The following is a 24,928-nucleotide window of genomic DNA, read 5'->3' on the forward strand; positions in this document are numbered from 1 at the left end:
CCACCCGGTCACCCCCGGGTGGCCCGCCGATACAGCGCCGCCACGTCCGCCCCGAAGCGGCTGCTGTACGAGGTGGCGTCGTCGCCGCCCTCGTCCTGGCCGCCGATCACCCCGATCAGCGAGCCGGTGCCGGTCACCTGGTCGACGTCGGTGAGCAGCGGGCCGCCGCTGGTCCCGGCCGGGAAGCCGGCGCAGGGGAAGCGGACCTGGTTCGGTCCCTCGGCCTCCGCGGTGTGTCGGCAACCGACCGGGGTGTCGCTGTCCCCGGGGTAGCCGGTCAACTGCGCCGGCCGGCCCGGCGGGGCGTCGAACCGGATCCGCTCGGCGCCCGTCACGTCCTCGATCCGCTGCTCGGTGCTCCCGTGCCGACGCACCCGGAGGAACGCCACGTCGTGGTCCGGGTCCCGGTCGCTGATCCAGCGCGGGTCCACGTCGATCCGGGTCGGCACCCACAGCCCGTACGGCGCCAGCCCGTCGTGCAGGCCGGGCGCGAAGACCAACCGGGTGCGAAAGCCGCCGTCGTGGACGCAGTGCGCGGCGGTGGCGATGAGGTTGCCGGCGGGGGAGTGCACCACGCTCGCCGTGCAGTAGTGCGTGGCATCGCCGTCGTCACCGGGGGAGAACAGCGCACCGACCGGCGGGGCGGGCGTCGCCGGGGTGGCCACCAGGGGCCGGGAGGCGGGCAACGGGGCGGCGGTACCGCCGGCGGGACGCGCCACGGCCGTCGCCGCGCCCGGCAACTCCCGGTAGGCACCGGCCAGTACCGCCGCGGCCGCCCGGTCACCGCTGGTCCGCGATGCCCGATAGGTCCCGGTGACCGGGTCCCCGGGCGCCACGTACGGGTCCTGCCGGGCGGCCTTCAACGCCAGCGCCGCGCCGCCCACGACGACCGTCAACGCCCCGAGCACCGCGGTCACCCGCAGCGGCACGCCGGCCCGGGCCCGCCCGGTGCGGACCGGCCCGCCGGATGCGCCCGGCGCCGCTCCGGGTGCCCCCTCCTGATCCGCCGCCTCGGGCCCGCGTTCGCTCGTCTCCACCAGTGCCGCCTTGCCGTGACTCAAGCCGGCACCGCCTGCCCTCGCACCGCGGGACGGGACGACGGGGGCGACGCCGGAACCAGACATTTCAACCAGTCTGATGCACGACGGCCCGCGCAGGTTCGGTCCGACGGCCGATCACGTGCCCGGCTGCGCCACCAGGGTGACGCCGCGCCCGGCCAGGTTGTGCCCGATCAGCGTCTGGGCCAGCCCGAATTCGTTGGGGAAGTCCATCGGGACGATGCCCAGCCCCCGCCACGCGCTGCCCGCGCCCTCCAGCAGGCTCTTCACGCGCGGGTTGAGGCGGTCGGCGTTGGAGCGCGGCGGGAGCAGGGCGGCGGTGGAGACGTAGTTGACGAACAGCTTGCCCGGCTGGTCGACCGCCTTGCGGAACTGCGCCTCGACCTCGGGGTACTTCCCGATCGGCTCGGTCATGTAGTCGTCCTGGATGTCGAAGAGCGCCGGGTCGGCGTACCGCACCCCGCCCAGCCCGTCGGCGTCCGCCAGCAGCACGACCCGGCCGCGGGACTGCCCCAGCGTCGGCAGCCCCGGATCCAGCCGGAACAGCGAGCGGTACCCCTTGGCGTCCAGATAGCTGCCGAAGATCCCGCGGAACTCCTCGGCGGAGACCTCCGAGTACTCCTGCTTGACCCGCATCAACACGGTCTCGGACGGATGCGCCCGCAGGAAGTCCCGGCAGGCGTTGAGCACATCGCCGAACATCAACTCCTGGTAGAACGCGCCGTGGTGGATCGCGAAGACCCCGTCGATGGCCCGGCAGCGGACGTCCAGGAACCGTATGCCCGAGGCTAGTTGCTCGGCGATCGAGGTGTTCTGGCAGGCCACCCAGGGGCCGCCGATCCGGGCGCCGGAGTCGTGGGTGCCGGGGACGGTCAGCCGCTGCACCGGCGTGGCGTCGCCGAGCGCGGACATCCAGTCCTGCGCGGTGACCGTGGCCGGTGCCGCGGCCACCGCGGTGCCCCCGCCGCCGAGGCCCGCCAGCACCCCGGCGGCGGACAGCCCCGCCGCGCCCCTGAGGAAACTCCGCCGATCCAGCGCCGTGCCCATGCCCTGCCCCTGTCGTCGAGCCCGTCCGGTCCCCCGCGCGGCGAGGCGCGCCCGGCTACGCGTACGGAGGTGCGATCGGGGCATCGAACCACATCGACGGGGAGGTGGGCACCCGGCGGCCGGAAACGGTCAGATGCGCAGCGCCAGCGACAGCGCGTACCGCCCGGCGCTGTCGGTCCACCACTCCGTCAACTTCAGTCCGGCAGCCGCGAGTTCGGAGCGCACCCCGTCCTCCCGGAACTTCGCGGAGACCTCGGTGCGCAGCTCCTCGCCGGCCGCGAACGGCACCGCCAGATCGACGCCGGGGATCTTGACGGTCAGGTCGTCGCGGGCCCGCAGCCGCATCTCGATCCACTCCCGCTCCGCGTTCCACCGCGCGACGTGCTCGAAGTCCGCCGGGTCGAAGTCGCCGCCCAACTCCCGGTTGATGACCTCCAGGACGTTCTTGTTGAAGGCGGCGGTCACCCCGCGCGCGTCGTCGTACGCGGCGACCAGCGTCGCCTCGTCCTTGACCAGGTCGGTGCCGAGCAGCAGCGCGTCCCCGGGGTCGAGCAGTTCGTGCACGGAGTCCAGGAACGCGGCCCGCTCCTGCGGCAGCAGGTTGCCGATGGTGCCGCCGAGGAACGCCAGCAGCCGCGGCCCGGGCGTCTTCGGCAGCGTCAGGCCCCGCTGGAAGTCGGCGACCAGGGCGTGCACGGTCAGCCCCGGATGCTCGGCCAACAGCGCCTCCCCGGCCGCCCGCAGCGCCGACTCGCTGACGTCGACGGGCAGATAGCTGTGCAGCCCGGTCAGGGCGCGCAGCAGGTGGCGGGTCTTGTCGGAGGAGCCGGAGCCCAGCTCGATCAGGGTGCGGGCGCCGGTGGCGGCGATCCGGTCCGCGGTGGCGCGCAGGATCTCGCGCTCGGCGCGGGTCGGGTAGTACTCGGGGAGGGTGGTGATCTCGTCGAACAGCTCGCTGCCGCGGGCGTCGTAGAACCACTTCGGCGGCAGCTGCTTGGGCGTGCGGGACAGCCCCTCGGCGACGTCGGCGCGCAGCGCGGCCGCGGTGGCATCGGGGGGCAGGGTGCGGGTGATGCTGAGGGGGCTCACGTTGCGGGCTCCTTGAGCGGGGTGAGATGGACCTCGGTGCGGGTGGCGCGCAGCAGCGTGCGGTCGGGGACCTCGGTCCAGTGGGGGGAGGTGTCGTAGGGCTCGGAGGCGACGACCCGGCCGCCGTCGGGGAGGGTCAGGTGGAACAGGGTGTCGCCCCAGGTGGTGGCCGCGATGCCGGTGCCGTCGGTCAGCAGCAGATTGAGCCGGGAGCCGGGCGCGGCCTCGGCGACCTCCCGGACGGTCTCGGCCAGCGCCTCGCCCGGGTCGTCGCCGCGGGCCAACCGGTGCTGTACCAGGGCCCACAGGAACGCGGTGTCGTTGCGGGCCGCCAACCGCAGCAGCTCCTGCGCGGGCAGCCCGGCGGCCAGCGGTGCCATGGTGTCCGGCCAGCCGGTCACCGCGCCGTTGTGGCTGAAGAGGTACCGCCCGGCGGCGAACGGTGCGGCGGCCGCCTCGGCGTCCGCCCCGGCCACGGTGGCGTCCCGGACGGCGGCCAGCAGCGCCCCGGAGCGGATCACCCGCCCCAGGTCGGGCAGTTGCTCGTCGGCCCAGATCGGGCCGGCCCGCCGGTAGCGGGCCGGCAGCGGGTCGTCGGGCGCGTACCAGCCGACGCCGAAGCCGTCCGCGTTGACCGTGCCGTGCCGCTGGTGGCGCGGCGCCCAGGACTGCCGGTACAGACCGTGCGGCGGCTCCAGGACCACCCTTCCGAACGGGATCTGTGGCCCCAGATAGGCGAGATGACGGCACATCAGGCATCGCCCCCGGCCGCCGGGTCGGCGTCCCGGGCGGTGCGGAACCCGGAGAAGATCTGCCGCCGCACCGGAAGGTCCCAGTTGCGGAAGGTGCCGCGGCAGGCGACCGGGTCGACGCCGAACGAGCCGCCGCGCAGCACCTTGTACGGGCCGCCGAAGAACACCTCGGAGTACTCGCGGTAGGGGAAGGCGGCGAAGCCGGGATAGGGCAGGAAGTCGCTGGCCGTCCACTCCCAGACGTCGCCGATGAGTTGGCGGACGCCGAGCGGCGAGGCGCCTTCGGGGTAGCTGCCGACCGGGGCCGGCCGCAGGTGCCGCTGCCCGAGGTTGGCGCGCTGAGGGGTCGGGTCCGCGTCGCCCCAGGGGTAGCGCCTGACCCGCCCGGAGTCCGGGTCGTGGCGGGCGGCCTTCTCCCACTCGGCCTCGGTGGGCAGCCGCCGGCCGGCCCACCGCGCGTAGGCGTCCGCCTCGTACCAACTGACGTGCAGCACCGGCTCGTTCGGCGGCACCGGCTCGGTCAACCCGAACCGGCGGCGCAGCCACTGCCGCCCCTCGCGGCGCCAGAACAGCGGGGCCCGCAGCCGGTGTTCGCACACCTGGGCCCAGCCCTCCGGCGCCCACCACCGCGGGTCCTCGTAGCCGCCGTCGTCGAGGAAGCGCTGGTAGGCGGCGTTGCTGACCGGGGTGGTGTCGAGGAAGAACGGCGGCACCGTCCGCTCGTGCGCCGGACGTTCGTTGTCCAGCGCCCACGGCTCGGTGGAGGTGCCCATCAGGAACGGGCCGCCGGGGACGAGGACCTCGGCCGGCAGCGGACCGTCGGGCGCGGGCGGCGGCTCCGGCGCGCTCAGCACCGGCGGGCCCTTCCGCAGCTGATGGGTGATCAACATCGTTTCGTCGTGCTGCTGTTCGTGCTGGGCGATCATTCCGAAGGCGAAGCCGGCGGAGTGCAGCGGGCCGCCGTGCAGCGCGGTGCGCTCCAGGACGTCCAGCACCCGGCCGCGCACCTCGGCGACATAGCCGCGGGCCTCGGCCGGGTCGAGCAGCGGCAGCGAGGGGCGCTCGGCGCGCGGGTGCTCGAAGGCGTCGTAGAGCGAGTCGATGTCCGGGCGCAGCGGGTCGCGGCCGCCGACGGCGCGCAGCAGCCACTGCTCCTCCTGATTGCCGATGTGCGCCAGGTCCCACACCAGGGGCGACATCAACGGGGAGTGCTGGGCGACCAGGTCGGGGTCCTCGACGCTGGTGGTCAGCAGGCGGGTGCGGTCGCGGGCGGCGAGCAGCGCCGCGGCGGCCCGCTCCCGGAACGGCTCGGGGTCCATGGTCACTGACTGTCCTTCCCGAGGAGGGGGCGGCCCCTGGCCGCGGTGCCGGGCACGTCGCCGGCCGGGTCCGGGTCGCCACCGGCGTCCGTCGCGACCAGCGCGTCGAGCTGGTCGTCGGCGGGGCACCGGCCACGCGCCACATAGCGTTCGGTGAACTCCGCGACCGCCGCCCGGATTCCCGGGGCGGCGCCGAGCCGCGGCAGCGCCTCCTGCGCCGCGCCGAAGCAGGCCACCGCGGCCGCATGCAGTTCGGGGTCGGTCAGACCGGCCCGGGCCGCGGTCCGCCACAGCGGATTACCCGGCGGTGGACGCCAACCGGCGGTCTCCGCAAGCGGCTTGACGGTGCGGTAGGCGAACTCGGCGGCCGCCGGGTCGTCGAACAGCGCGGCGGTGACGGCCAACGGCACGATCCACCCGTCCGGCCCCGGCTGCGCGTCGATCATCCGCAGCTCCAGATGACCGCGCGGTCGCACCGGCGGGAACAGGGTGGTGAGGTGGTAGTCCAGGTCCTCCCGGGTCGGCGGCCGGGGCACGCCGGTGCGCAGCCACTCGCGGAAGGTCAGCCCCTCCGGCGCGTCCCAGGGGCCGTCCGGGCGCCGGACGCACATCACCTGGGCGTCCAGCGCGTAACGGGCCCACGCGGCGCGCGGGTCGGCGTCCTGGGGCGGGGCGAGCGTGCGGCCCGGGTCGAGCTGCGCCCAGATGGCCTGGCGGGTGGTGCGGTAACCGGTCGGACACCCCTCGGCGAGCGGGGAGTTGGCGAACGCGGCGGCCAACACCGCGCCCAGCAGGTGCGCCAGCAGCCAGCGCCGGCCGAACCCCAGCGGCCCCGGCTCCTCGTGGCCGGCGTCCAGACAGACCTGGACGGAGGCGGTGCCGCACATCATGGACCGGCCGGCCGGGTTGCGCCGGTCGAAGTACGCCTCCATGGCGTCGTAACGGGGAGCCCTCAGCACCCGCCGCGGGGGGTGCCAGGGGTTGTGGCCGTGGCCCGAGAGCTCCAGGCCCAACTCCCGTAGGACGGGGCGGATTCGGGCGAGATCGGCCCTCACCGCCTCGACGCAGGCGGTGAGGGAATCGGCGGGCAGCGAGCTGAGCTCCAGCTGACCGCCGGGTTCGAAGGTGAGGGCGGAGTGCAGCGGCAGGGCGCGCAGGGCGTCTTGCGCCGCGTGCATCCGGGTCGGTGGGACCGGACATCGGGGGTTGCGGGCGTCGTGCACCAGAAGCTCGATCTCGACGCCTATGTGGCGCGGGGGACCCGTTTTGAAACAGATCCCGCGCAGGTGGGCCTCAAGTTCCGCTTCCGACACTGCCGGTCGTACGGGCATCGCTTCCCTTCCCCTCCGGGGCGGCGGCTGGATTGCCGCCCTCCACCTAAGCCGTTGCGGGCGGTCCGCTCAAGAGCGCCTGCCCGCTGCGGACCGCCCGGGGTGGGGGACCGGCCAGGTGAGGAGGGGGCGGGCGGCCGGGGAAATTGGTACGCCCGTTCGGGTGTCGCGGGGCCGCGGCCGGGAGCGCGTCCGCCCTCCCGGCCGCGGGGCGCCGCTACTGCCGGTACCCGGCGAGGAAGCGCCCGATCCGGCTGATCGCCGCGTCGAGGTCGTCGGCGTGCGGCAGGGTGAGGATCCGGAAGTGGTCCGGGCGCGGCCAGTTGAAGCCGGTGCCCTGGACGACCTGGATCTTCTCCCGCAGCAGCAGGTCGAGGACGAACTTCTCGTCGTCGTGGATCTTGTGGACCGCCGGGTCCAGGCGCGGGAAGGCGTAGAGCGCACCCTTGGGCTTGACGCAGCTCACGCCCGGGATCTCGTTGAGGCGCTCCCAGGCCCGGTCGCGCTGCTCGCGCAGCCGGCCGCCGGGGAGCACCAGGTCCGTGATGGTCTGCCGGCCACCGAGCGCGGCCTGAATGGCGTACTGCGCCGGGGCGTTGGGGCACAGCCGCATGGAGGCGAGGGTGTCCAGTCCCTCCAGGTAGTCCGCCGCGTGCTCCTTGGGGCCGGAGACCACCAGCCAACCGGAGCGGAACCCGGCCACCCGGTACGCCTTGGACAGGCCGCTGAAGGTCAGGCAGACCACGTCCGGGGCGAGGACCGCGGCGTGGTGGTGGACCGCGTCGTCGTAGACGATCCGGTCGTAGATCTCGTCGGCGAAGACCATCAGTTGGTGGCGGCGGGCCAGGTCGAGCATGCCCTCCAGCACCTCGCGCGGATAGACCGCGCCGGTGGGGTTGTTGGGGTTGATGATGACCAGCGCGCGGGTCCGGTCGGTGATCTTCGAGGCCAGGTCGTCGAGGTCCGGCAGCCAGTCGGCGGACTCGTCGCACACGTAGTGCACCGGCTTCCCGCCGGCGAGCGAGGTGACCGCCGTCCACAGCGGGAAGTCCGGCGCGGGGATGAGGACTTCGTCGCCGTCCTCCAGCAGCGCCTGCACGGCCATGGAGATCAGCTCCGAGACGCCGTTGCCGAGGTAGATGTCGTCGACGCCCACCTCCGTCAGCCCGGCCTCCTGGTAGCGCTGGGCCACCGCGCGGCGGGCGGAGAGGATGCCCCGGGACTCCGTGTAGCCGTGCGCGCGGGAGAGGTTGCGCATCACGTCCTGGAGGATCTCCTCGGGACACTCGAAGCCGAACAGTGCCGGATTGCCGGTGTTCAGCCGCAGCACGCTGTGGCCGGACTCCTCCAGCGCGTCCGCGTGCTCGATCACCGGTCCGCGGATCTCGTAGCAGACGTCGGACATCTTGCTGGACTGCTTGAACTGCATGCGGCGGCCTCCCGCTTCCTGCGCCCACCGCGGGTCGCGGTAGCACTCGACACCGTACTTGGTTTTCCCAACTTCCAACTTGGAAAATCCAATCACATGTCTATGCTGGTGTCATGCCGCGCCGAAGTTATGACCAGTACTGCGCCGTCGCCCGGGCCCTGGACGCCGTGGGCGACCGATGGACGCTGCTGATCGCTCGGGAGCTGCTCGGCGGCCCCCGGCGCTACACCGACCTCCACGCCGACCTCCCCGGCGTCAGTACGGACATGCTCGCCTCCCGCCTGAAGGACATGGAGCGCGACGACCTGCTGACCCGCCGCCGGCTCCCCCGGCCCAGCACCGCCTCGGTCTACGAACTCACCCCGCGCGGCCGGGCGTTGCTCCCCGTCCTCGCCGCGCTCGCCGACTGGGGCGCCCCCGCGCTCGACGAGCAGCGCCCCACCGACGCGGTCCGCGCCCACTGGTTCGCCGTCCCGCTGCTGACCCGCCTCGCCCGGCACTTCGCGGACACACCGGTGCGGGTCATCGACATCGCCCTGGACGAGGGCGCCTTCCACATCGTCCTCGACCCGGACGACCCGACCGCCCCCCACTACGCCGACGGCCCCGCCCCCCACCCCGACACCGTCCTGCGGATGACCGCCGCCACCTGCGCCGCCCTCGCCCACGACCGCTTCTCACTCGCCGAGGCCCTGGCCGCCGGCTGGATCGACCAGACCACCCCCGACAACCACACCCCACGCCCCGCCACCACCTGACCGACGGGCCCCTTGCCGCCGCCCGCGCCTGCGCCGCTTTCCGCCCGGCACCGCCGAGGCCCGGGCTCACCGACTCCGCCGCCTCCTCGACGGCGGCGGCGCACCGTAGGGCCTCCCCCAACGGGCCCGCCCCGGAGCGCCATTCGGCCCCGTAGGCGGCGCACCGGGCGCCGTCACGGGCCACGCTCGGGACATGAGACGAGGATGGCGGTTCCCGGGACGGTCCGGTGGGGCGTGGCTGCTGGCTGCGGTGTTGATGGCGGGCGCGGTGCCGTCGTCCGCGGCGGTCGGGGCGGTCCGGCCGGGGGAGCAACGGGCGCGGATGTCGGCCTGGTTGCCGTTCTGGGGCGACGTCGACGGCGCCTACCGGGACGCGCTGGCCCACGCCGATCAGCTCCGCACCGTCAGCCCCTTCTGGTACGAGACCACCTCCGGGCGCGCGGTCACCGGCCGACCCGGCGCCGTCCGGCCGGACTTCGTGGCGGGGCTGCACCGCGCGGGCCTCGCGGTCGTGCCGACGGTGACCGAGGCGCCGGACGCCGCGGCCATGGCGGCGCTGCTGCACGACCCGGCCCGCCGCCGGGCCCACCTCGACGCGCTGCTGGCGGTGGTCCGCAGCCAGGACTACGACGGCATCGACCTGGACTACGAAACCATGGCCGTCACCGGCGACGCGGCGACCCGTCAGCGGGTGCGCAGCGGCTACGTCGCGCTCGTCGGCGAGCTGTGCGCCCGGCTGCACCGGCGCGGCAAGACGTGCGTGGTGACGGTGATGCCCGCGCACCCGGCCTTCGACTACCGCCGGCTGGGCGCGCTCGCCGACACCGTGCGGTACATGGGCTACGACCTGCACTGGTCCATGGGCGAGCCGGGACCGCTCTCCTCGAAGGACTGGTACGCGCAGATCCTGCGGCAGGCCACCGCCGATATCCCGCGCGACCGGATCGAGTTGGCCTTCCCGGGCTACGGCTGGGACTGGGTGCCCGGCAGCGGCCGGCGCGCCACCCACCGGACGTGGTGGGAGGCCGAGGCGCTGCGCAAGCGGGTGGGCGCCCGCTACGCCTTCGACGCGGCCTCCGGCACCCCGCACTTCCGCTACGAACAAGACGGCGAGCACCACGAGGTCTGGTACCAGGACGCCCGCGGCGTCCGGGCCCAACTGCCGCTGTTGGCGGCGTACGGGGTGTGGGGGAGGGGGCTGTGGGCGCTCGGGTTCGAGGACCCGGGCGTCTGGGACGTCTTCCGCGGCGGGTAGACGCAGCGCGGCGGCTGAGGAAGGCGCCCGCCCGCGGGTGGCCGGGTGCGCCCCCTACGGGTCCGGCCGGAACTGTTCCTTCGCTGATACCGACCGCTTAGTATGCCCCGTGGCGAGGGCCGGATCCGGCCCCGCACCGGCCCGGTCGACCCAACGTCTGTGGAGGCAACAGGTGAAGGCATGGCGCGTGCACGCGAACGGGGAGCCGCGAGCGGTGATGCGGCTGGAGGAGGTGCCCGATCCACAGCCGGGCCCCGGCCAACTGCTGCTGCGGGTCCGGGCCGCCGGCGTCAACTTCCCCGACGCGCTGCTGTGTCGGGGCCAGTACCAGGTCCGGCCCCCGCTCCCGTTCACCCCCGGCGTGGAGATCTGCGGCGAGGTGCTGGCCGCGGGCGAGGGCGCGACCGGTGAGGTCGGCGCGCGGGTGCTGGCCCAACCGGCGCTGCCCGGCGGCGGCTTCGCGGAGCTGGCGGTGGTCGACGCCGCGACCGTCCGGCCGGCCCCCGAGGCGCTGGACGACGCCGAGGCCGCCGCGCTGCACATCGGCTACCAGACCGGCTGGTTCGGCCTGCACCGCCGGGCCCGGCTCCAGGCGGGCGAGACGCTGCTGGTGCACGCCGCCGCCGGGGGCGTCGGCAGCGCCGCCGTCCAACTCGGCAAGGCCACCGGCGCCCGGGTCATCGGCGTCGTCGGCGGCCCCGAAAAGGCCCGCGCCGCCCGCGAGTTGGGCTGCGACCTGGTGCTCGACCGACGCACCGACGACCTCGTCGCCGCGGTCAAGGACGCCACCGACGGGCGCGGCGCCGACGTGGTCTACGACCCGGTGGGCGGCGACGCCTACGCCAAGTCCACCAAGTGCATCGCCTTCGAGGGCCGGATCGTCGTCGTCGGCTTCGCCGGCGGCGCCATCCCCACCCCCGGCCTCAACCACGCCCTGGTCAAGAACTACGCGATCCTGGGCCTGCATTGGGGCCTCTACAACACCAAGGACCCGGCCGCCGTCGACGCCTGCCACGAGGAGCTGACCAAGCTGGCGGCCCAGGGCGCGGTCAAGCCGCTGATCGGCGGGCGGGTCCCGCTGGCCGACGCCGCCGATGCCGTCCAGCGGGTCGCCGACGGGGACTCCGTCGGCCGCCTCGTGGTGGTCCCCGGAACGGGGGAGAGCCGATGACCGACGCCGCCGACCTGCGCCGCCGCACCGCCGACCTGCTCGCCACCGTCCCCCCGGGCACCACCGACCGGTTGGACTTCCTGCGCGCCCGCTTCGACGCCGGCCTCGCCTGGGTCCACTTCCCCAAGGGGCTCGGCGGCCTGGACGCCCCGCGCGCCCTCCAGGCCGTCGTGGACGCCGAGTTGGCGGCCGCCGACGCCCCGGACAACGACCCCGGCCGGATCGGCATCGGCCTCGGCATGGCCGCGCCGACCATCCTCCGCTACGGCACCGAGGAACAGAAGCGGCGCTTCCTGCGACCGCTGTGGACCGGCGAGGAGGTGTGGTGCCAACTGTTCAGCGAGCCCGGCGCCGGCTCCGACCTCGCCGCGCTCGCCACCCGCGCCGTCCCGGACGCCGACGGGAACTGGCTGGTCGACGGCCAGAAGGTCTGGACCTCCAGCGCCCACCTGGCGCGCTGGGCGATCCTGGTCGCCCGCACCGACCCGGCCGTGCCCAAGCACCGCGGACTGACGTACTTCGTCTGCGACATGACCGACCCCGGCGTCGAGGTGCGTCCGCTGCGCCAGATCACCGGCGAGGCGGAGTTCAACGAGGTCTTTCTCACCGGCGTCCGCATCCCCGACGCCCACCGCCTCGGCGCGGTCGGCGACGGCTGGCAGGTCGCCCGGACCACGCTGATGAACGAACGGGTCGCCATCGGCGGCGCCCGCACCCCGCGCGAGGGCGGAATGATCAAGGTGGCCGCGACCGCCTGGCGCGACCACCCCGAACTGCGCACCCACGATCTCCACCAACGCCTGCTGAAACTCTGGGTGGACGCCGAGGTCGCCCGCCTCACCGGCGAACGGCTGCGCCAGCAACTGACCAGGGGCCAACCCGGCCCCGAGGGCAGCGGCATGAAGCTGGCCTTCGCCCGTCTCGCCCAGCAGATCAGCGGCTGGGAGGTGGAGTTCCGCGGCGAGGCCGGACTCACCTACGACGACTGGACGCTGCGCCGCCCGGAGGGCGTCGACTTCACCGGCCGCGAGGCCGGCTACCGCTACCTGCGCGCCAAGGGGAACTCCATCGAGGGAGGCACCTCCGAAGTGCTGCTCAACATCGTCGCCGAGCGCGTCCTGGGCCTCCCGCCCGAACCGCGCACCGACAAGGACATCGCGTGGAAGGACCTCCCCCGATGACCCCCACGACCTCCGCCCCCGAACCGGACCTCCTCTACACCGCGGAGGAGGACGCCCTGCGCGCCGCCGTACGGGCCCTGCTCGCCGACCGCTGCGATCCGGCCACCGTGCTCGCCGGCCTGGAGACCGGCCGGCCCCACGACCCGGGCCTGTGGCGGGCGTTGGCCACCGAGATCGGCGTCACCGGCCTGCTGGTTCCGGAGAAGCTCGGCGGCGCCGGCGCGACCGCCCGCGAGGCCGCCGTCGTCCTCGAAGAACTGGGTCGCGCCATGGCCCCCGTGCCGTACCTCACCAGCTCGATCCTCGCGGTCACCGCCCTCCTCGGCTGCGACACCGACCGCGCGGAGGTCGCCGAGCCCCTGGCCGCGCTCGCCGAGGGCCGGGCGCTCGGGACGCTCGCCGTCCCGCTGACCACCGCCCCCGGCGACACCGGCCCGGCCCCCGTACGGGCGGACGCCGCCGGCCGGCTCACCGGGCGCGTCACCTCGGTCGCGGACGTCGCCGGCGCCGGGCTGCTGTTCGTCCCGGCCGAGGGCCCCGACGGACCGGAGCTGCACGCGGTCGACGCCGCCGCGGACGGGGTGCGCGCCGAGCCGATCACCCCGCTCGACCTCACCCGCCCCCTGGGCCACCTCACCCTCGACGCCGCCGCCGGCCGCCTCCTGGCCCGCGGCGACCGGGCCCGCGCCGCGCTCGACCGCGCACTGCTCACCGGCGCCGGACTCCTCGCCTCGGAACAACTCGGCCTCGCCGACTGGTGCCTGGCCGAAACCGTGCGGTACACCGGCGAGCGCACCCAATTCGGCCGCCCCGTAGGCTCGTTCCAGGCCCTCAAACACCGCATGGCCGCCCTCTGGCTCGACGTCGCCTCGGCCCGGGCCGCCGCCCGCAACGCCGCCGACGCCCTGTCCGGCAACGGCCCCGAGGCGCCACTGGCGGTCGCCGTGGCCCAGTCCTTCTGCGCCCCGGTGGCCGTCCGCGCCGCCGAGGAGTGCATCCAACTCCACGGCGGCCTCGGCATGACCTGGGAACACCCGGCGCATCTCTACCTCAAGCGCGCCAAGGCCGACGAGCTCGCCCTCGGCACCCCGGGACGCCACCGACAGGCACTGGCGGAGCTGGCGGACCTGGCGGCACCGTAGAGAAGAGGGGGCGACCGATCCGGTGAGCTAACTCCCGCGCCGGCCAGACCAGTTGGCACGGGCGCATCGGGCCGCTACCGCTACCGCTACCGCGACGGCGCGGCCGGACCGAATGGCCCGGCCGCGCCGCAGAAAACCGAAACACTCCCCCCAACTCCCCTCCCGCCCCCTCAGTTGGTGATCGCGAACGGTCGACTGAAGGCGGTCGTGGTGTGGTCCCCCGCGGCCACCTCCAGGGCGTACTTCGAGCCGGGCGGGACCGCGGGGAGGGTCACCAGGGCCTCGCCCGATGCGGCGGCGCCGGCCTTGGGGGAGACCAGGGCCACGCGTTGTATGCGGCCGTGGCCGGCGGCGGCGCTGAGCCAGACGTCCACCTCGCTGCCGGTGGTGTTGGTCCAGGTGACCGGGAAGCTGCCGTTGGGCCGCAGGCTCATCGGGCCGGCGGGTGCGGTGATCCGGATCCGGCCGGCGCCGGGGGGTGCCGCCTCGGGCCGGGGGCCGGTGAGGCTCCCGAGCGCGGCGGTCGCGGCCCGGGCCGCCGGGCCGCCGGGGCCGTCCGGGCGCGGCGCCCCGTCGTGGGCGACGGCGGCGCGGCCGGCGGTGCTCGCGCGGGCGGGGGTGGTGGGCCGCCCGGTGTCTGCGTGGTGGGTGGGGGCCAGTTCGAGGACCAGCGTGCAGCCGACCGCGGTGGCGGCGACGGCGATGGCGAGGGAGTTCGCCGCCTCGGCGACCCTGCTCATCGTGTCCTCCTTTCCTCGGGGAGGGGTGAGCCGGAACATCCCCGGCGACCTTGATCATCAAAAAGCCGCGCCCGGCGACCACCTGCATGGGCAGCTCCGGCGCGACAGGGCCCGCACGGGGCGCGATACTGCCCGGCACACCGCGGCGATCAGTAAAGAATTCGTAAACTGGCGAGGGTGTCTTGAAAGTGCGGTTCGGGTAGCGTCGGAGCCATGAAGACCGCCTCCCGCCGTGTGCTGATCGGACCGGTGCTCCTGCTGCTGGCCGCCCTCCTCGCGATGGTCACCGCGGCCGCACCCGGTGCACACGCCGCAGGTGGACTGGACGAGGCGGCCGCCGCCCTGCGAAAGGGCCCCGTCTACGTCGACCCCCGCGCCTCGGGTCAGTTTTCGGCCAGCCAGGCGGACGCCCTGGCCAAGAAGATCAAGGACTCCGGCAAGCCGGTCTTCGTCGCCGTCCTGCCCCGCACCTCCGACTACCAGCCGTCCACGCTGCTCCGGGACCTGCGCACCAAGGTCGGCATCAGCGGCGTCTACGCCGTGGAGTTCGGCGACGGCTTCAACGCCGGCGCCGACCCCCGGGTGATGCCGCGCACCGCCGTCCAGAACCTCGTCGGCGCCGTCAAGCGCTCCCAGTACCCCACCGTCTCCGAGCGCCTCAACAGCTTCGTCGACACCGCCACCACCGAGGCCCGCGGCCACGCCCCGGCCTCCTGGGGCGGCACCGGCGGCGGCATCGACACCGGCACCGTCGTCGGCCTCGGCGCGCTGATCGCCATCGGCGGCGGTGGCGCCTACGCCATCGCCCGCCGCAACCGCCGCAAGCGGGCCGAGGAGGAGCGCGCCGCCCTCGAAGACCTGCGGGTCGTGGTCGACGAGGACATCACCGCCTTCGGCGAGGAGCTGGACCGGCTGGACTTCGACCCGGGCGAGCCCGGCGCCGACGACGCGATGCGCGCCGACTACGCCCACGCCCTGGACGCCTACGAGGACGCCAAGTCGGCGATGGCCTCGGCCGAACACCCCGGCGACGTCCAGGCGGTGACCAAGGAGCTGGACGAGGGCCGGTTCGCCCTCGCCACCCTCGCCGCCCGCCGCGAGGGCCGGCCGCTGCCCGAGCGCCGGCTGCCGTGCTTCTTCGACCCCCGGCACGGCCCGTCGATCGCCGACGCCACCTGGGCCCCGCCCGGTGGCACCCCGCGCACCGTCCCGGTCTGCGCCGCCGACCAGAGTCGCCTGGCGGACGGGCGCGAACCGCTGGCCCGTACGGTCCGCACCCCCCAGGGCGACCGTCCCTACTGGGACGCGGGCCCGGCCTACGCCCCTTGGGCCGGCGGCTACTTCGGCGGCGGCCTGCTCCCCGGCCTCCTCGTCGGCACCGCGCTCGGCCACATGATGATGACCACCCCCGCCTACGGCGCCGACTTCGGCGGCTACGGGGGTGCCGAGGGCGGCGACGTCACGGGCGCCGACTTCGACCCCGGTGACTTCGGGGGCGGTTTCGGCGGCGGCGACTTCGGCGGCGGGGGAGACGGGGGCTTCGGCGGGGACTTCTGAGCGGCCCACCCCGGCCCGACCCTGCCCGACCCGCGATCTCACCTGGGAGGCCCTGGCCCCGTCCGTCCGACTCCCGGGCGCCCCGCCCCTCCGGCACGGTCGCAGCACGCACCCCCGCCACCCCGTATGACGGACATTCAGGTGTCCCGGCTCCCGGATGGCGGCGGCCGAGCAGGGGACGTTCCGCGGTGCCCCCGGTGGTGCGCCGATCCCGACCGGGCCGCGGACGGCGGGGACTTGAGGGTGCGCGGAGGAACTCGGCGGGCGTGGGTGCCGACCGGCTCCCTGGTGCTGCCCGCCACGGTGTCGACGAGTCTCGTTGCACGTCCGAGTCCGGGCCCGACGTGTACTCGACACCGCGAGGAGACCCCGATGGAACGCCGCACCTCCCAGGCCACCCTCGTCAGCGCGGCGGCCGCCGCCGTGTTGGCGGCCGTCGTCCCGACCGGCCCGGCGCGGGCCCTGCCGCACTCCGATCCCAGCCCGAAGCCCGCCTCGCGCGCCAGCATGCTCGACGCGATGCGCCGGGACCTCGGGCTGTCGTCGGCCCAGGCCAGGACCCGGCTCGCGCAGGAGGCCCAGGCGCAGCAGGCCGCCCTCGCGGTGCGCCGGGCGCTGGCCGCGCCGCCCGCCGGGATGTGGTTCGACAAGGCGGCCGGCCGCCTCGTGGTCGCCGTCACCGGCCCCGCCGACGCCCGCCGGGTGCGGGCCGCCGGCGCGCTGCCGCGGACCGTCCGGCACAGCCGGGCGACGCTCCGCGGGGTGGTCCGGCAGATCGCCGACCAGGCCGGCCGGGGCGTCCCGGGCGTCACCGGCTGGGGCATCGACGAGCGCGCCAACGCGGTGGCGGTGCGCGTCGACCGCTCCACCCGCACCCTGCGCACCGCCGGCTTCGAGAGCGCGGTGCGCCAACTCGCCGCCCGCTCACGGGTCCCGGTCACCGTCGAGCGCGACGACCAGGCGCCGCGCCAGCAGAACGGCACCGTCGTCGGTGGCGAGCGCTGGATGCCCGGCGCCGACGGGATCTGCTCCATCGGCTTCTCGGTGACCGGCGCCGGCGGCGCCCGCGGCTTCGTGACGGCCGGTCACTGCACCCTCAAGGCCAATCAGCCCGCGTTCGGCAAGGACGGCACCCGGCTGGGCACCTCCAACCCGCAGGGCACGCACAGCGTCAACGGCTACGAGGGCGACTTCGGGTTGGTGGCGGTCGACCAGCCGGGCTGGCAACTGAGCCCGAAGGTCGCCGGCCAGGGCGGCACCCCGGTCACCGTCACCGGCTCCCAACAGGGCATCGTCGGAATGTCGATCTGCCACTCCGGCCAGACCAGCGGCTGGCACTGCGGCGAGATCACCCGCACCGACCAGACCGTCGACTACGGCAACACCGTCATCTCCGGGCTCTCCTTCACCAACGCCTGCTCGGCGGCCGGGGATTCGGGCGGCTCCTACGTCACCCAGCCCGGCGCCCCGAAGGCCATCGGGGTGCACTCCGGCGGCGGAGCGGCGACCTGCGACACCGGCGGCGACACCGTCACCATCTTCCAACCCATCGACAAGCCCCTCCAGAAGTGGAACCTGAGACTGGTGACCGGCACCCCCTGACGCCCCGGCCGGGCCGTTGAGGACCGACGCATTCCGGCCACCCGGGACCGATTCATGACCCCACTTTTACGACTGCTTTAATGGCAACCGCACAAATGCGAGCCATTCGCAACAACAGTCGATCTCCAAGAGGGGTGTGGGCATGACCTCCCGGTCCATACGGCGAGTGGCCGCCACGGCGCTGGCGGCCACCATGGCGCTCACCGCGGCGGCCTGCGCCGCTCCGGACGAGGGCCGGGGCAGCGGCAAGCCCACCGACACCGCGGTCGTCGGCATCGCCTTCGAGCCGGAGACGCTCAGCCCGCTGCTGGGCTACGGCAAGGACGGCAACTCCAAGATCTTCGACGGGCTGCTCACCCACGACGCCGACATGCGCCTGACGCCCGCGCTCGCCGCCGAACTGCCCAAGGTCACCGACGGCGGGAAGACCTACACCTACACCCTCCGCCAGGGCGTGAAGTTCAGCGACGGCAAGCCCTTCACCGCCGACGACGTGGTCTTCACCTACGCCACCATCCTCGACGAGAAGACCAACAACGCCTCCAAGGCCGAACTCGACGCCCTGGAGAAGGTCGAGAAGAAGGACGACCGGACCGTCGTCTTCCACCTGAAGTACCCCTACGCGCCGTTCGCCGAGCGCACCGTCCTGCCCATCGCGCCGCAGCACATCGCCGGCCAACAGGACGTCAACACCGGCGACTTCACCACCCACCCCGTCGGCACCGGACCCTACGTCCTCACCAAGTGGTCCAAGGGCGAGAAGCTCACCTTCACCGCCAACCCCCACTACTGGGGCGGCGCACCCAAGGTGAAGCACCTCACCATGGCGATCATCAAGGACGACGACATCCGGGCCACCCGGCTGCGCTCCGGCGACCTCGACGGCGCCATCCTGCCGCCCGAACTCGCCGCCACCTTCAAGGGCGACAAGAACCGCACCACGCTGGCCGCCAAGACCTTCGACTACCGCAACGTCACCCTGCCCACCGCCAACCCCGTCACCGGCGACCTGGCCGTGCGCCAGGCACTGGACCTCGCCGTCGACCGCCAGGCCATGGTCAAGGGCATCCTCAGCGGCGCCGGCAAGCCCGCCTACGGGCCCGTCCCCACCGACAGCCCCTGGTTCGCCAAGGGCACCGAGCGCCCCCACGACCTCACCAAGGCCCGACACCTCCTCGACGACGCCGGCTGGAAGGAGGGCCCCGACGGCATCCGCGCCAAGGACGGGAAGCGCGCCTCCTTCACCCTCTGGTACCTCTCCGGTGACAAGCTCCGCCAGGAGCACGCCCTCGCCTTCGCCTCCGACGCCAAGAAGGCCGGCATCGAGGCCAAGGTCGAGTCCGGCACCTGGGAGGCCATCGAGCCCAACATGAAGCAGGACGCCGTCCTCGCCGGCGGCGGCAGCCCCGCCGACCCCGACTTCGACCAGTACCTGCTGCTGCACTCCTCGCTCGCCGGCGACGGCTTCAACAACATGTCCCGGTACGCCAACAAGACCGTCGACGACCAACTCGTCGCGGCCCGCCGCACCGACGACCGCCAGACCCGCAAGGCCGCCTACGACGCCGTCCAGCGCGAACTCGCCAAGGACCCGGCCTACGTCTTCCTCACCCACGTCGACCACGTCTACGTCACCGACAAGCGCTGGAAGGACCTCACCACCCAGGTCGAACCACACGACCACGGACTGGCCTCCGGCCCCTGGTGGAACGTCGAGGACTGGCAGCCCACCAAGTGACCACGCGCCACCGCCCCTTGCCCTGGGGGCCGATGGCACGGATGACGGCACGGCGGGCGCTGACCGCCGTGCCCGTCCTCCTCGCCGTCACCCTCGGGGTGTTCGCCATCGCCGCGGCCTCGCCGTTCGACCCGGTACGCGCCTACGCCGGCAGCGCCGGGCTCACCGCCTCCCAGGAGAACCTCGACCAACTCCGGCACAACCTGGGCGTCGACCAACCCCTGCTGACCCGTTGGTGGCACTGGCTCACCCACGCCCTCACCGGCGACCTCGGCGACTCCACCAGCCTGCGCGCCCCCGTCTCCCAGGTCATCGGCGAACGCCTGGGCTGGTCCCTGCTGTTGTGCGCGCTGGCCTTCGCCCTCGCGGTGCTCGCCGGCACCGTCCTCGGCGTACTGGCCGCCCGGCGCCGCGGCGGCGCCCTCGACCGCGCCGTCACCTCCGTCGCCTACGTCCTGGAGGCCGCCCCGCCGTACTGGCTCGGCCTGCTCGTGGTCTGGCTCGGCGCGCTCAAACTGGGCATCCTCCCGGCCGGCGGCCTCACCGACACCGGCAGCCAACTCGTCACCGCCGACCAGATCGCCCGCCACCTCGCACTGCCAACCCTGGTGCTGGCCGTCTCCCAACTCCCGTGGTTCGTGCTCTACGTCCGCCAGGGCGTCGGCGACGCACTCGACGAGGACCCGGTGCGCGGCGCCCGCGCCCGCGGACTGCGCGAGCGCACCGTCCTGCTCCACCACGCCCTGCGCTCCGGCCTGCTCCCGGTGCTCACCCTCATCGGCTCCCGGGTACCCGAACTCATCACCGGCGCCCTCCTGGTGGAGACCGTCTTCAGCTGGCCCGGCATCGCCGCCGCCACCGTCCAGGCCGCCACCAGCGTCGACTTCCCTCTGCTGGCCGCGCTCACGGTGCTCGCCACCACCGCCGTCCTCGCCGGCAACCTGCTCTCCGACCTGCTCTACGGACTGGCCGACCCGAGGGTGGGATTCGATGGCTAGCACCACCACGACCAGCACGCCCACGACACCCACGAGGCCCGCCACGTCCACCAAGGCACCGCGGCACGCCCGCCGGCTCCGCACCTGCCTCGCGCTGCTCGCCGTGATCGTCCTCGCCGTCGTCCTCGTGCCGCTGCTGTTCCCCCTGGACCGGCAGGCCGTCGACCTGGCCGCCAAGCTCCAACCGCCGTCCGCCGCCCACCCGTTCGGCACCGACGAGGTCGGCCGCGACCTGCTGCTCCGCTGCGTCTACGGACTGCGGGTCTCGCTGCTGGTCGGCGTGGTCGCCGCGCTGGTCGCCACCGTCATCGGCACCGCCGTCGGCGCACTGGCCGGCGCGCTCGGCGGCTGGGTCGACCGCACCGTGATGCGCCTGGTCGACCTCTTCTCCTCGGTGCCACACCTGCTGCTCGGCATCTTCATCGTCGCCATGTTCCGCCCCGGCGTCTGGCCGGTGATCATCTCGGTGGCGCTCACCCACTGGCTCTCCACCGCCCGGATCGTCCGCGCCGAGGTGCTCTCGCTGCGCTCCCGGCCCTACCTCGACGCGGCCCTGTCCGGCGGCGCCTCCCGCTGGCGGGTGACGACCCGTCACCTCCTGCCCGGCGTACTGCCGCAGGCCGGCCTCGCCGCCGTCCTGATGGTGCCGCACGCCATCTGGCACGAGTCCGCCCTGTCCTTCCTCGGCCTCGGGCTGCCCGCCCACGAGGCGAGCCTGGGCATCATGGCCAACGCCGCCCGCAGCTCCCTCCTGGCCGGCGACTGGTGGCCCACCCTCTTCCCCGGCCTGTTCATCATCGTCCCCACCCTCGCCGTCGCGGGCCTGGCCGGCGCCTGGCGGGAACGGCTCAACCCGCGCCGCCGATCGGAGCTGACGCTGTGAACGAAGCCGACCTGGTCACCGAGGCGCCGCTCCTCTCCGTGCGCGGGCTGACCGTCCGCTTCAGGATGTCCGGCGGACGCTCCGTCGCCGCGGTCACCGACGCCGCCTTCGACCTGGCGCCGGGCGAATGCCTGGTTCTCGTCGGCGAGAGCGGCTGCGGCAAGTCCGTCCTGGCCTCCGCGCTCCTCGGCCTGCTGCCCGGCAACGCCGAGGCCACCGGGACCGCGCACCTCGCCGACGCCCACGGCGCGACCGACCTGCTCACCGCCTCCGAGGCCGAGCTCGCCCGGTCCGTCCGCGGCCGCCGGATCGGCCTGATCCCACAGAGCCCGGCCGCCCACCTCACCCCCGTCCGCACCGTCCGCGCCCAACTGGAGGAGACCGTACGGGAATTGACCGGCACCCCGCGCGGCCCCGGACTGCGCGCGGTCGCCGAACGGGCCGCGGAACGCGCCGCCTTCCCCGCCGACCACCTCGACCGCCACCCGCACCAGCTCTCCGGCGGCCTCGCCCAGCGCGCCGCCACCGCGCTCGCCCTGTCCGGCGACGCCCCCCTCCTGCTCGCCGACGAGCCGACCACCGGACTCGACCGCGACCTGGTGGACCGCACCGTCGACGAACTCCGCCGCCACCTCGCCGCCCCGTCCCGGCCCGACCCGTCCGCACCCGCCGGCGCCGGCCGCGCGCTGCTGATGATCACCCACGACCTCCGGGCGGCCGAGCGGATCGCCGACCGGGTCGCCGTGATGTACGCCGGCCGGATCGTCGAACTCGCCGACGCCCGACGGTTCTTCGGCGCCCCCGGCCCCCGCCACCCCTACGCCCGCGGCCTGCTGGACGCGCTGCCCGACCGCGCCTTCACCCCCATCCCCGGGATGCCGCCCGAGCTCGGCGACCTGCCGGCCGGCTGCGCGTTCGCCGCCCGCTGCGAGGGCGCCACCGACGCCTGCGCGACGCTCCCCGCACCGCGCGACGGCGTCGCCTGCCACCACCCACTGCCGCCGACGCTCCCGGTGCCGCCCCAGAGGGAGAGCTGACCGTGCTCGAACTGCGCGACATCACCGCCGGATACGACCGCGCCGCCCCCGTCGTCCGCGGCGCATCCCTGACCCTCGCCCCGGGCGAGGCGGTCGGCCTGCTCGGCCCCAGTGGCTGCGGCAAGTCCACCCTGGCCCGGGTCGCCGCCCTGCTGCACCGCCCCGACGCCGGCACCGTCACCCTGGACGGCACCCCCGCCGCCGGCTGGCGACACCGCGCCCCCCGCGCCCAACGCACCGCCTTCGGTGTCGTCTTCCAACAGCCCCGGCTCTCCGCCGACCCCCGCCTGCGCCTCGCCGACCTCATCGCCGAGCCGCTGCGGGCCACCGGCCGCAAGGCCGAAGTCCACGACCGGCTACGGGAGTTGGCGCCCGACGTCGGCCTCACCGACGACCTGCTCGCCCGCCGCCCGCACGAAGTCAGCGACGGCCAGTTGCAACGCGCCTGCCTGGCCCGCGCCCTGGTGCTCCGCCCCCGCTGGCTGATCTGCGACGAGATGACCGCGATGCTGGACGCCTCCACCACCGCCGCGCTCGTCGCCGTCGTCGAGTCCTACCGTGCCCAGAGCGGAGCCGGACTGCTCGCCGTCGGCCACGACCGGATGCTGCTGAGGCGCTGGTGCGACCGCGTCGTGAGCTGGGCGGAACTCGGTCCGGAGGGCGGAACGCCGGGCGCCGGCTGAGCGTTCCCCCCTACGATGGGCCGACACGTGACCCATGTAGTCCCTGGGGAGACAGGAGCGATCGTGACCGAAGTGGCATCTGTGACGACGGAGGCGGGCACGGACGGGCCCTTCACCGTGCCGATCACCGTCCGCGGCTACGAGACCGACACCCAGGGCCACCTCAACCAGAGCGTCTACCTCCAGTACGCCGAACACGCCCGCTGGGCCGCACTCCTGGCCGCCGGCGCCCCGCAGAGCGCGCTGGTCGCCCGCGGCATCGGCCCGGTGACCCTGGAGACCACCATCCGCTACCGCAGGGAACTGCGCGCCGGCGACGAGGTCGAGGTCTCCTGCGCGTTCATCTGGCGCGACGGCAAGACCAGTGGCAAGGCCAGCGGCAAGACCTTCGTGATCGAGCAGACCGTGCGCAAGGCCGACGGCAGCCTCTCCGCCGAGATCAGCGCCGTCTGCGGACTCCTGGACCTCACCGAACGCCACCTCGTCACCGACCCGCGGGCGACCCTGCGCGAACTGGCCACGCACCCCGAGGTGTTGGGACTGGGGGAGGAGTAGGGGGCGGCTCGGGGGGAGCCCTTGGGGGAGGGGCGAACGGATCCCGTAGGGGATGCGCGCGCCCCCTCGGGGCCCTCAACGACCGGGAGCGGGCGGGGTATTCCCCGCCCCCACTGCGCCCCACCTACCCCCGCTGCTCCACCACCCGCACCTCTGTGCCCGCCGCCCGGACCGCCCGGACCTGGTCCGCCGGCAGGCCGTCATCGGTGATCAGCAGGTCGAAGTCGGTCAGCGGCGCCAGCGCATACAGGCCGTCCTTGCGGAACTTGGTGTGGTCGGCGACCAACACCCGGCGCGCCGCGCTCTCCATCATCGCCCGCTTGACCAGCACCGTCTCCGGCGAGGTGTGATAGCAACGCCCCTTGGCGACGGCCGTCGTCGACAGGAACAGCACATCGGCCCGGTACGCCCGAACCGCGTCCGCGGTGTGCAGCCCCATGAACGCGTCGTACGCCGGGAAGTACGCCCCGCCCAGCGTGATCAGCGAGATCCCCGGCTCCTTGGCCAGCGTGGTGATCGCCGGCAGCGAATTGGTCAGCACGGTCAACGGCGCGTGCCCGGGCATCTGGTGCGCCAGCATCAGACACGTCGTGCTGTCGTCCAGCAGCACCGTCTGCCCCGGCACCAACAGCTCCGCGGCGGCCCGCGCCAACTGCTGCTTGGTCGCCGCCCTCGTCGCCATCCGCTCCGCGACCGTCCCGTGGAACTGCGCCGACGGCAGCCCCGTCGCCCCGCCCCGCACCTTCCGCAGCCACCCCTGCGCCTGGAGCGCGTCCAGGTCCCGATGGGCGGTCATCAGACTGATCCCGAACTCGGCGGCCAGCTCCGCGGTCCGCACGAACCCCCGCGAGATCACCGACTCCCGGATGCGGCGCCGCCGTTCCTCCTGGGCCTCGACCCGGTCCATCGCCCCGTTCCCTCCGGTTCGCACCGCGGTCACCCGAGTGAAGGCGCCGCGTGATGTTCGCACGAAGGTAACGCGGGACGACCGGCCCGCGTGCCCGCTGCTGGCGGTTCTGCACCGATGCATCACGGCAGGTCGCCCCCGCAATGGGAAGATTCCGGCCAGCCTTGACGCCCCATTTGTGCGGGCGGTTGCATCACCGCGATGCCCACCGGCCCACCCCCACCCCATCACAGAAGCAAGGGAGCTTCGATGCCGCATGATCGCCCATCCCACGTTGTCGGCTTCCCCGCCGTGGGGGTTGCTGTCGTTGCGCCTGCGGCGCGGGTCCGCTGCGCGGGGCTGTTGGGTGCGGTGACGGACCTCCGGGGCAGGGTGTTCGGACTGCTTCGCTTTACGTCCGAACACCCTGCCTCTCCGGCCCGTCCCCTCCCGTTGGAGGGTGGGAGAACTGCTGGGTGGGGGTTGACCCCCGTGAGCCTCCGACAGCCACCTCACGACTCGCCCAGACGCCGCGCGACGGCCAACCACGCCCCCCTGACGGGCACACTCATCCGTGACCGTCACCACTCGGCGCAACTGCCCGAGTTGGCCCACCGGGCGGACGTGGCAATCACCGTTTTCACCCACCCCCCACGGGAGGGGACGGGCCGGAGGGGTGGGGGGGGCCGACGTAAATCGAAGCAGTCTGGCACCCCC

Annotated in this window: 22 protein-coding genes; 13 read left to right on the forward strand and 9 right to left on the reverse strand. The window is 74.2% G+C overall.

From position 1 onward, the window contains the following. Positions 1-8: 8 nt before the first annotated feature. The 7 genes from ACFVFQ_RS32445 to ACFVFQ_RS32475 all read right to left on the reverse strand — a co-directional run bounded on the left by ACFVFQ_RS32445 (position 9) and on the right by ACFVFQ_RS32475 (position 8,025). A complete protein-coding gene (locus ACFVFQ_RS32445; protein ID WP_383422958.1) occupies positions 9-1,037 on the reverse strand; it encodes a trypsin-like peptidase domain-containing protein in 1,029 nt (342 codons plus the stop codon). A gap of 138 nt (positions 1,038-1,175) precedes the next feature. After that, a complete protein-coding gene (locus ACFVFQ_RS32450) occupies positions 1,176-2,105 on the reverse strand; it encodes a phosphatidylinositol-specific phospholipase C (protein WP_383422960.1) in 930 nt (309 codons plus the stop codon). A gap of 129 nt (positions 2,106-2,234) precedes the next feature. Beyond that, positions 2,235-3,194: an L-histidine N(alpha)-methyltransferase gene (gene egtD / locus ACFVFQ_RS32455; RefSeq protein WP_383422962.1), complete on the reverse strand. Its 960-nt coding sequence runs from the start codon at positions 3,192-3,194 to the stop codon at positions 2,235-2,237. Then, entirely contained in the window at positions 3,191-3,946 is a 756-nt protein-coding gene (gene egtC / locus ACFVFQ_RS32460) for an ergothioneine biosynthesis protein EgtC (protein ID WP_383422964.1), read from the reverse strand. The genes egtD and egtC overlap by 4 nt, the downstream gene beginning before the upstream one ends. Beyond that, positions 3,946-5,271: an ergothioneine biosynthesis protein EgtB gene (egtB, locus tag ACFVFQ_RS32465; RefSeq protein WP_383422966.1), complete on the reverse strand. Its 1,326-nt coding sequence runs from the start codon at positions 5,269-5,271 to the stop codon at positions 3,946-3,948. The genes egtC and egtB overlap by 1 nt, the downstream gene beginning before the upstream one ends. Beyond that, on the reverse strand, positions 5,268-6,596 hold the full coding sequence (egtA, locus tag ACFVFQ_RS32470) for an ergothioneine biosynthesis glutamate--cysteine ligase EgtA (protein WP_383422967.1): 1,329 nt from the start codon (positions 6,594-6,596) through the stop codon (positions 5,268-5,270). Before egtA ends, egtB begins: the two co-directional genes overlap by 4 nt. A gap of 217 nt (positions 6,597-6,813) precedes the next feature. Then, positions 6,814-8,025, reverse strand: coding sequence for a pyridoxal phosphate-dependent aminotransferase (locus ACFVFQ_RS32475; protein ID WP_383422969.1), 1,212 nt, complete (start codon positions 8,023-8,025; stop codon positions 6,814-6,816). 113 nt (positions 8,026-8,138) lie between these two features. Between ACFVFQ_RS32475 and ACFVFQ_RS32480 the strand changes: the two genes are divergently transcribed. From ACFVFQ_RS32480 to ACFVFQ_RS32500, 5 genes are all read left to right on the forward strand, one after another. After that, complete coding sequence (locus tag ACFVFQ_RS32480) at positions 8,139-8,783, forward strand: winged helix-turn-helix transcriptional regulator (protein WP_383422971.1); 645 nt, start codon at positions 8,139-8,141, stop codon at positions 8,781-8,783. A gap of 193 nt (positions 8,784-8,976) precedes the next feature. Further along, positions 8,977-10,038: a glycosyl hydrolase family 18 protein gene (locus ACFVFQ_RS32485; protein WP_383422973.1), complete on the forward strand. Its 1,062-nt coding sequence runs from the start codon at positions 8,977-8,979 to the stop codon at positions 10,036-10,038. Between the two features lie 172 nt (positions 10,039-10,210). Next, positions 10,211-11,209: an NADPH:quinone oxidoreductase family protein gene (locus ACFVFQ_RS32490; protein ID WP_383422975.1), complete on the forward strand. Its 999-nt coding sequence runs from the start codon at positions 10,211-10,213 to the stop codon at positions 11,207-11,209. Next, complete coding sequence (locus ACFVFQ_RS32495) at positions 11,206-12,390, forward strand: acyl-CoA dehydrogenase family protein (RefSeq protein ID WP_383422977.1); 1,185 nt, start codon at positions 11,206-11,208, stop codon at positions 12,388-12,390. The genes ACFVFQ_RS32490 and ACFVFQ_RS32495 overlap by 4 nt, the downstream gene beginning before the upstream one ends. Continuing rightward, complete coding sequence (locus ACFVFQ_RS32500; RefSeq protein ID WP_383422979.1) at positions 12,387-13,532, forward strand: acyl-CoA dehydrogenase family protein; 1,146 nt, start codon at positions 12,387-12,389, stop codon at positions 13,530-13,532. The genes ACFVFQ_RS32495 and ACFVFQ_RS32500 overlap by 4 nt, the downstream gene beginning before the upstream one ends. A gap of 170 nt (positions 13,533-13,702) precedes the next feature. Here ACFVFQ_RS32500 and ACFVFQ_RS32505 read toward each other — a convergent pair whose 3' ends face one another. Continuing rightward, on the reverse strand, positions 13,703-14,272 hold the full coding sequence (locus ACFVFQ_RS32505) for a hypothetical protein (protein ID WP_383422981.1): 570 nt from the start codon (positions 14,270-14,272) through the stop codon (positions 13,703-13,705). Positions 14,273-14,485: 213 nt separating this feature from the next. On the opposite strand from ACFVFQ_RS32505, the gene ACFVFQ_RS32510 reads away from it, so the two are divergent. From ACFVFQ_RS32510 to ACFVFQ_RS32545, 8 genes are all read left to right on the forward strand, one after another. Further along, the gene (locus ACFVFQ_RS32510) at positions 14,486-15,829 is read left to right on the forward strand and encodes a hypothetical protein (RefSeq protein ID WP_383422983.1); all 1,344 of its coding nucleotides are present in this window, start codon (positions 14,486-14,488) and stop codon (positions 15,827-15,829) included. A gap of 372 nt (positions 15,830-16,201) precedes the next feature. After that, on the forward strand, positions 16,202-17,431 hold the full coding sequence (locus tag ACFVFQ_RS32515; protein WP_383422985.1) for a S1 family peptidase: 1,230 nt from the start codon (positions 16,202-16,204) through the stop codon (positions 17,429-17,431). A gap of 142 nt (positions 17,432-17,573) precedes the next feature. Then, positions 17,574-19,169, forward strand: coding sequence for an ABC transporter substrate-binding protein (locus ACFVFQ_RS32520; RefSeq protein ID WP_383422987.1), 1,596 nt, complete (start codon positions 17,574-17,576; stop codon positions 19,167-19,169). 41 nt (positions 19,170-19,210) lie between these two features. Next, positions 19,211-20,167, forward strand: a complete 957-nt coding sequence (locus ACFVFQ_RS32525; protein ID WP_383422989.1) for an ABC transporter permease — start codon at positions 19,211-19,213, stop codon at positions 20,165-20,167. Next, complete coding sequence (locus ACFVFQ_RS32530; protein ID WP_383422991.1) at positions 20,160-21,050, forward strand: ABC transporter permease; 891 nt, start codon at positions 20,160-20,162, stop codon at positions 21,048-21,050. Before ACFVFQ_RS32525 ends, ACFVFQ_RS32530 begins: the two co-directional genes overlap by 8 nt. Positions 21,051-21,061: 11 nt before the next feature. After that, positions 21,062-22,087, forward strand: a complete 1,026-nt coding sequence (locus ACFVFQ_RS32535; protein WP_383423001.1) for an ABC transporter ATP-binding protein — start codon at positions 21,062-21,064, stop codon at positions 22,085-22,087. A gap of 2 nt (positions 22,088-22,089) precedes the next feature. Beyond that, positions 22,090-22,770, forward strand: a complete 681-nt coding sequence (locus tag ACFVFQ_RS32540) for an ABC transporter ATP-binding protein (protein ID WP_383422993.1) — start codon at positions 22,090-22,092, stop codon at positions 22,768-22,770. Between the two features lie 63 nt (positions 22,771-22,833). Beyond that, positions 22,834-23,325, forward strand: a complete 492-nt coding sequence (locus ACFVFQ_RS32545; protein WP_383422995.1) for an acyl-CoA thioesterase — start codon at positions 22,834-22,836, stop codon at positions 23,323-23,325. A gap of 124 nt (positions 23,326-23,449) precedes the next feature. Here ACFVFQ_RS32545 and ACFVFQ_RS32550 read toward each other — a convergent pair whose 3' ends face one another. After that, on the reverse strand, positions 23,450-24,232 hold the full coding sequence (locus ACFVFQ_RS32550) for a DeoR/GlpR family DNA-binding transcription regulator (protein WP_383422998.1): 783 nt from the start codon (positions 24,230-24,232) through the stop codon (positions 23,450-23,452). Positions 24,233-24,928 lie beyond the last annotated feature (696 nt).

The organism is Streptomyces sp. NPDC057743 (genome assembly GCF_042798755.1).
Taxonomy (GTDB): Bacteria; Actinomycetota; Actinomycetes; order Streptomycetales; family Streptomycetaceae; genus Streptomyces.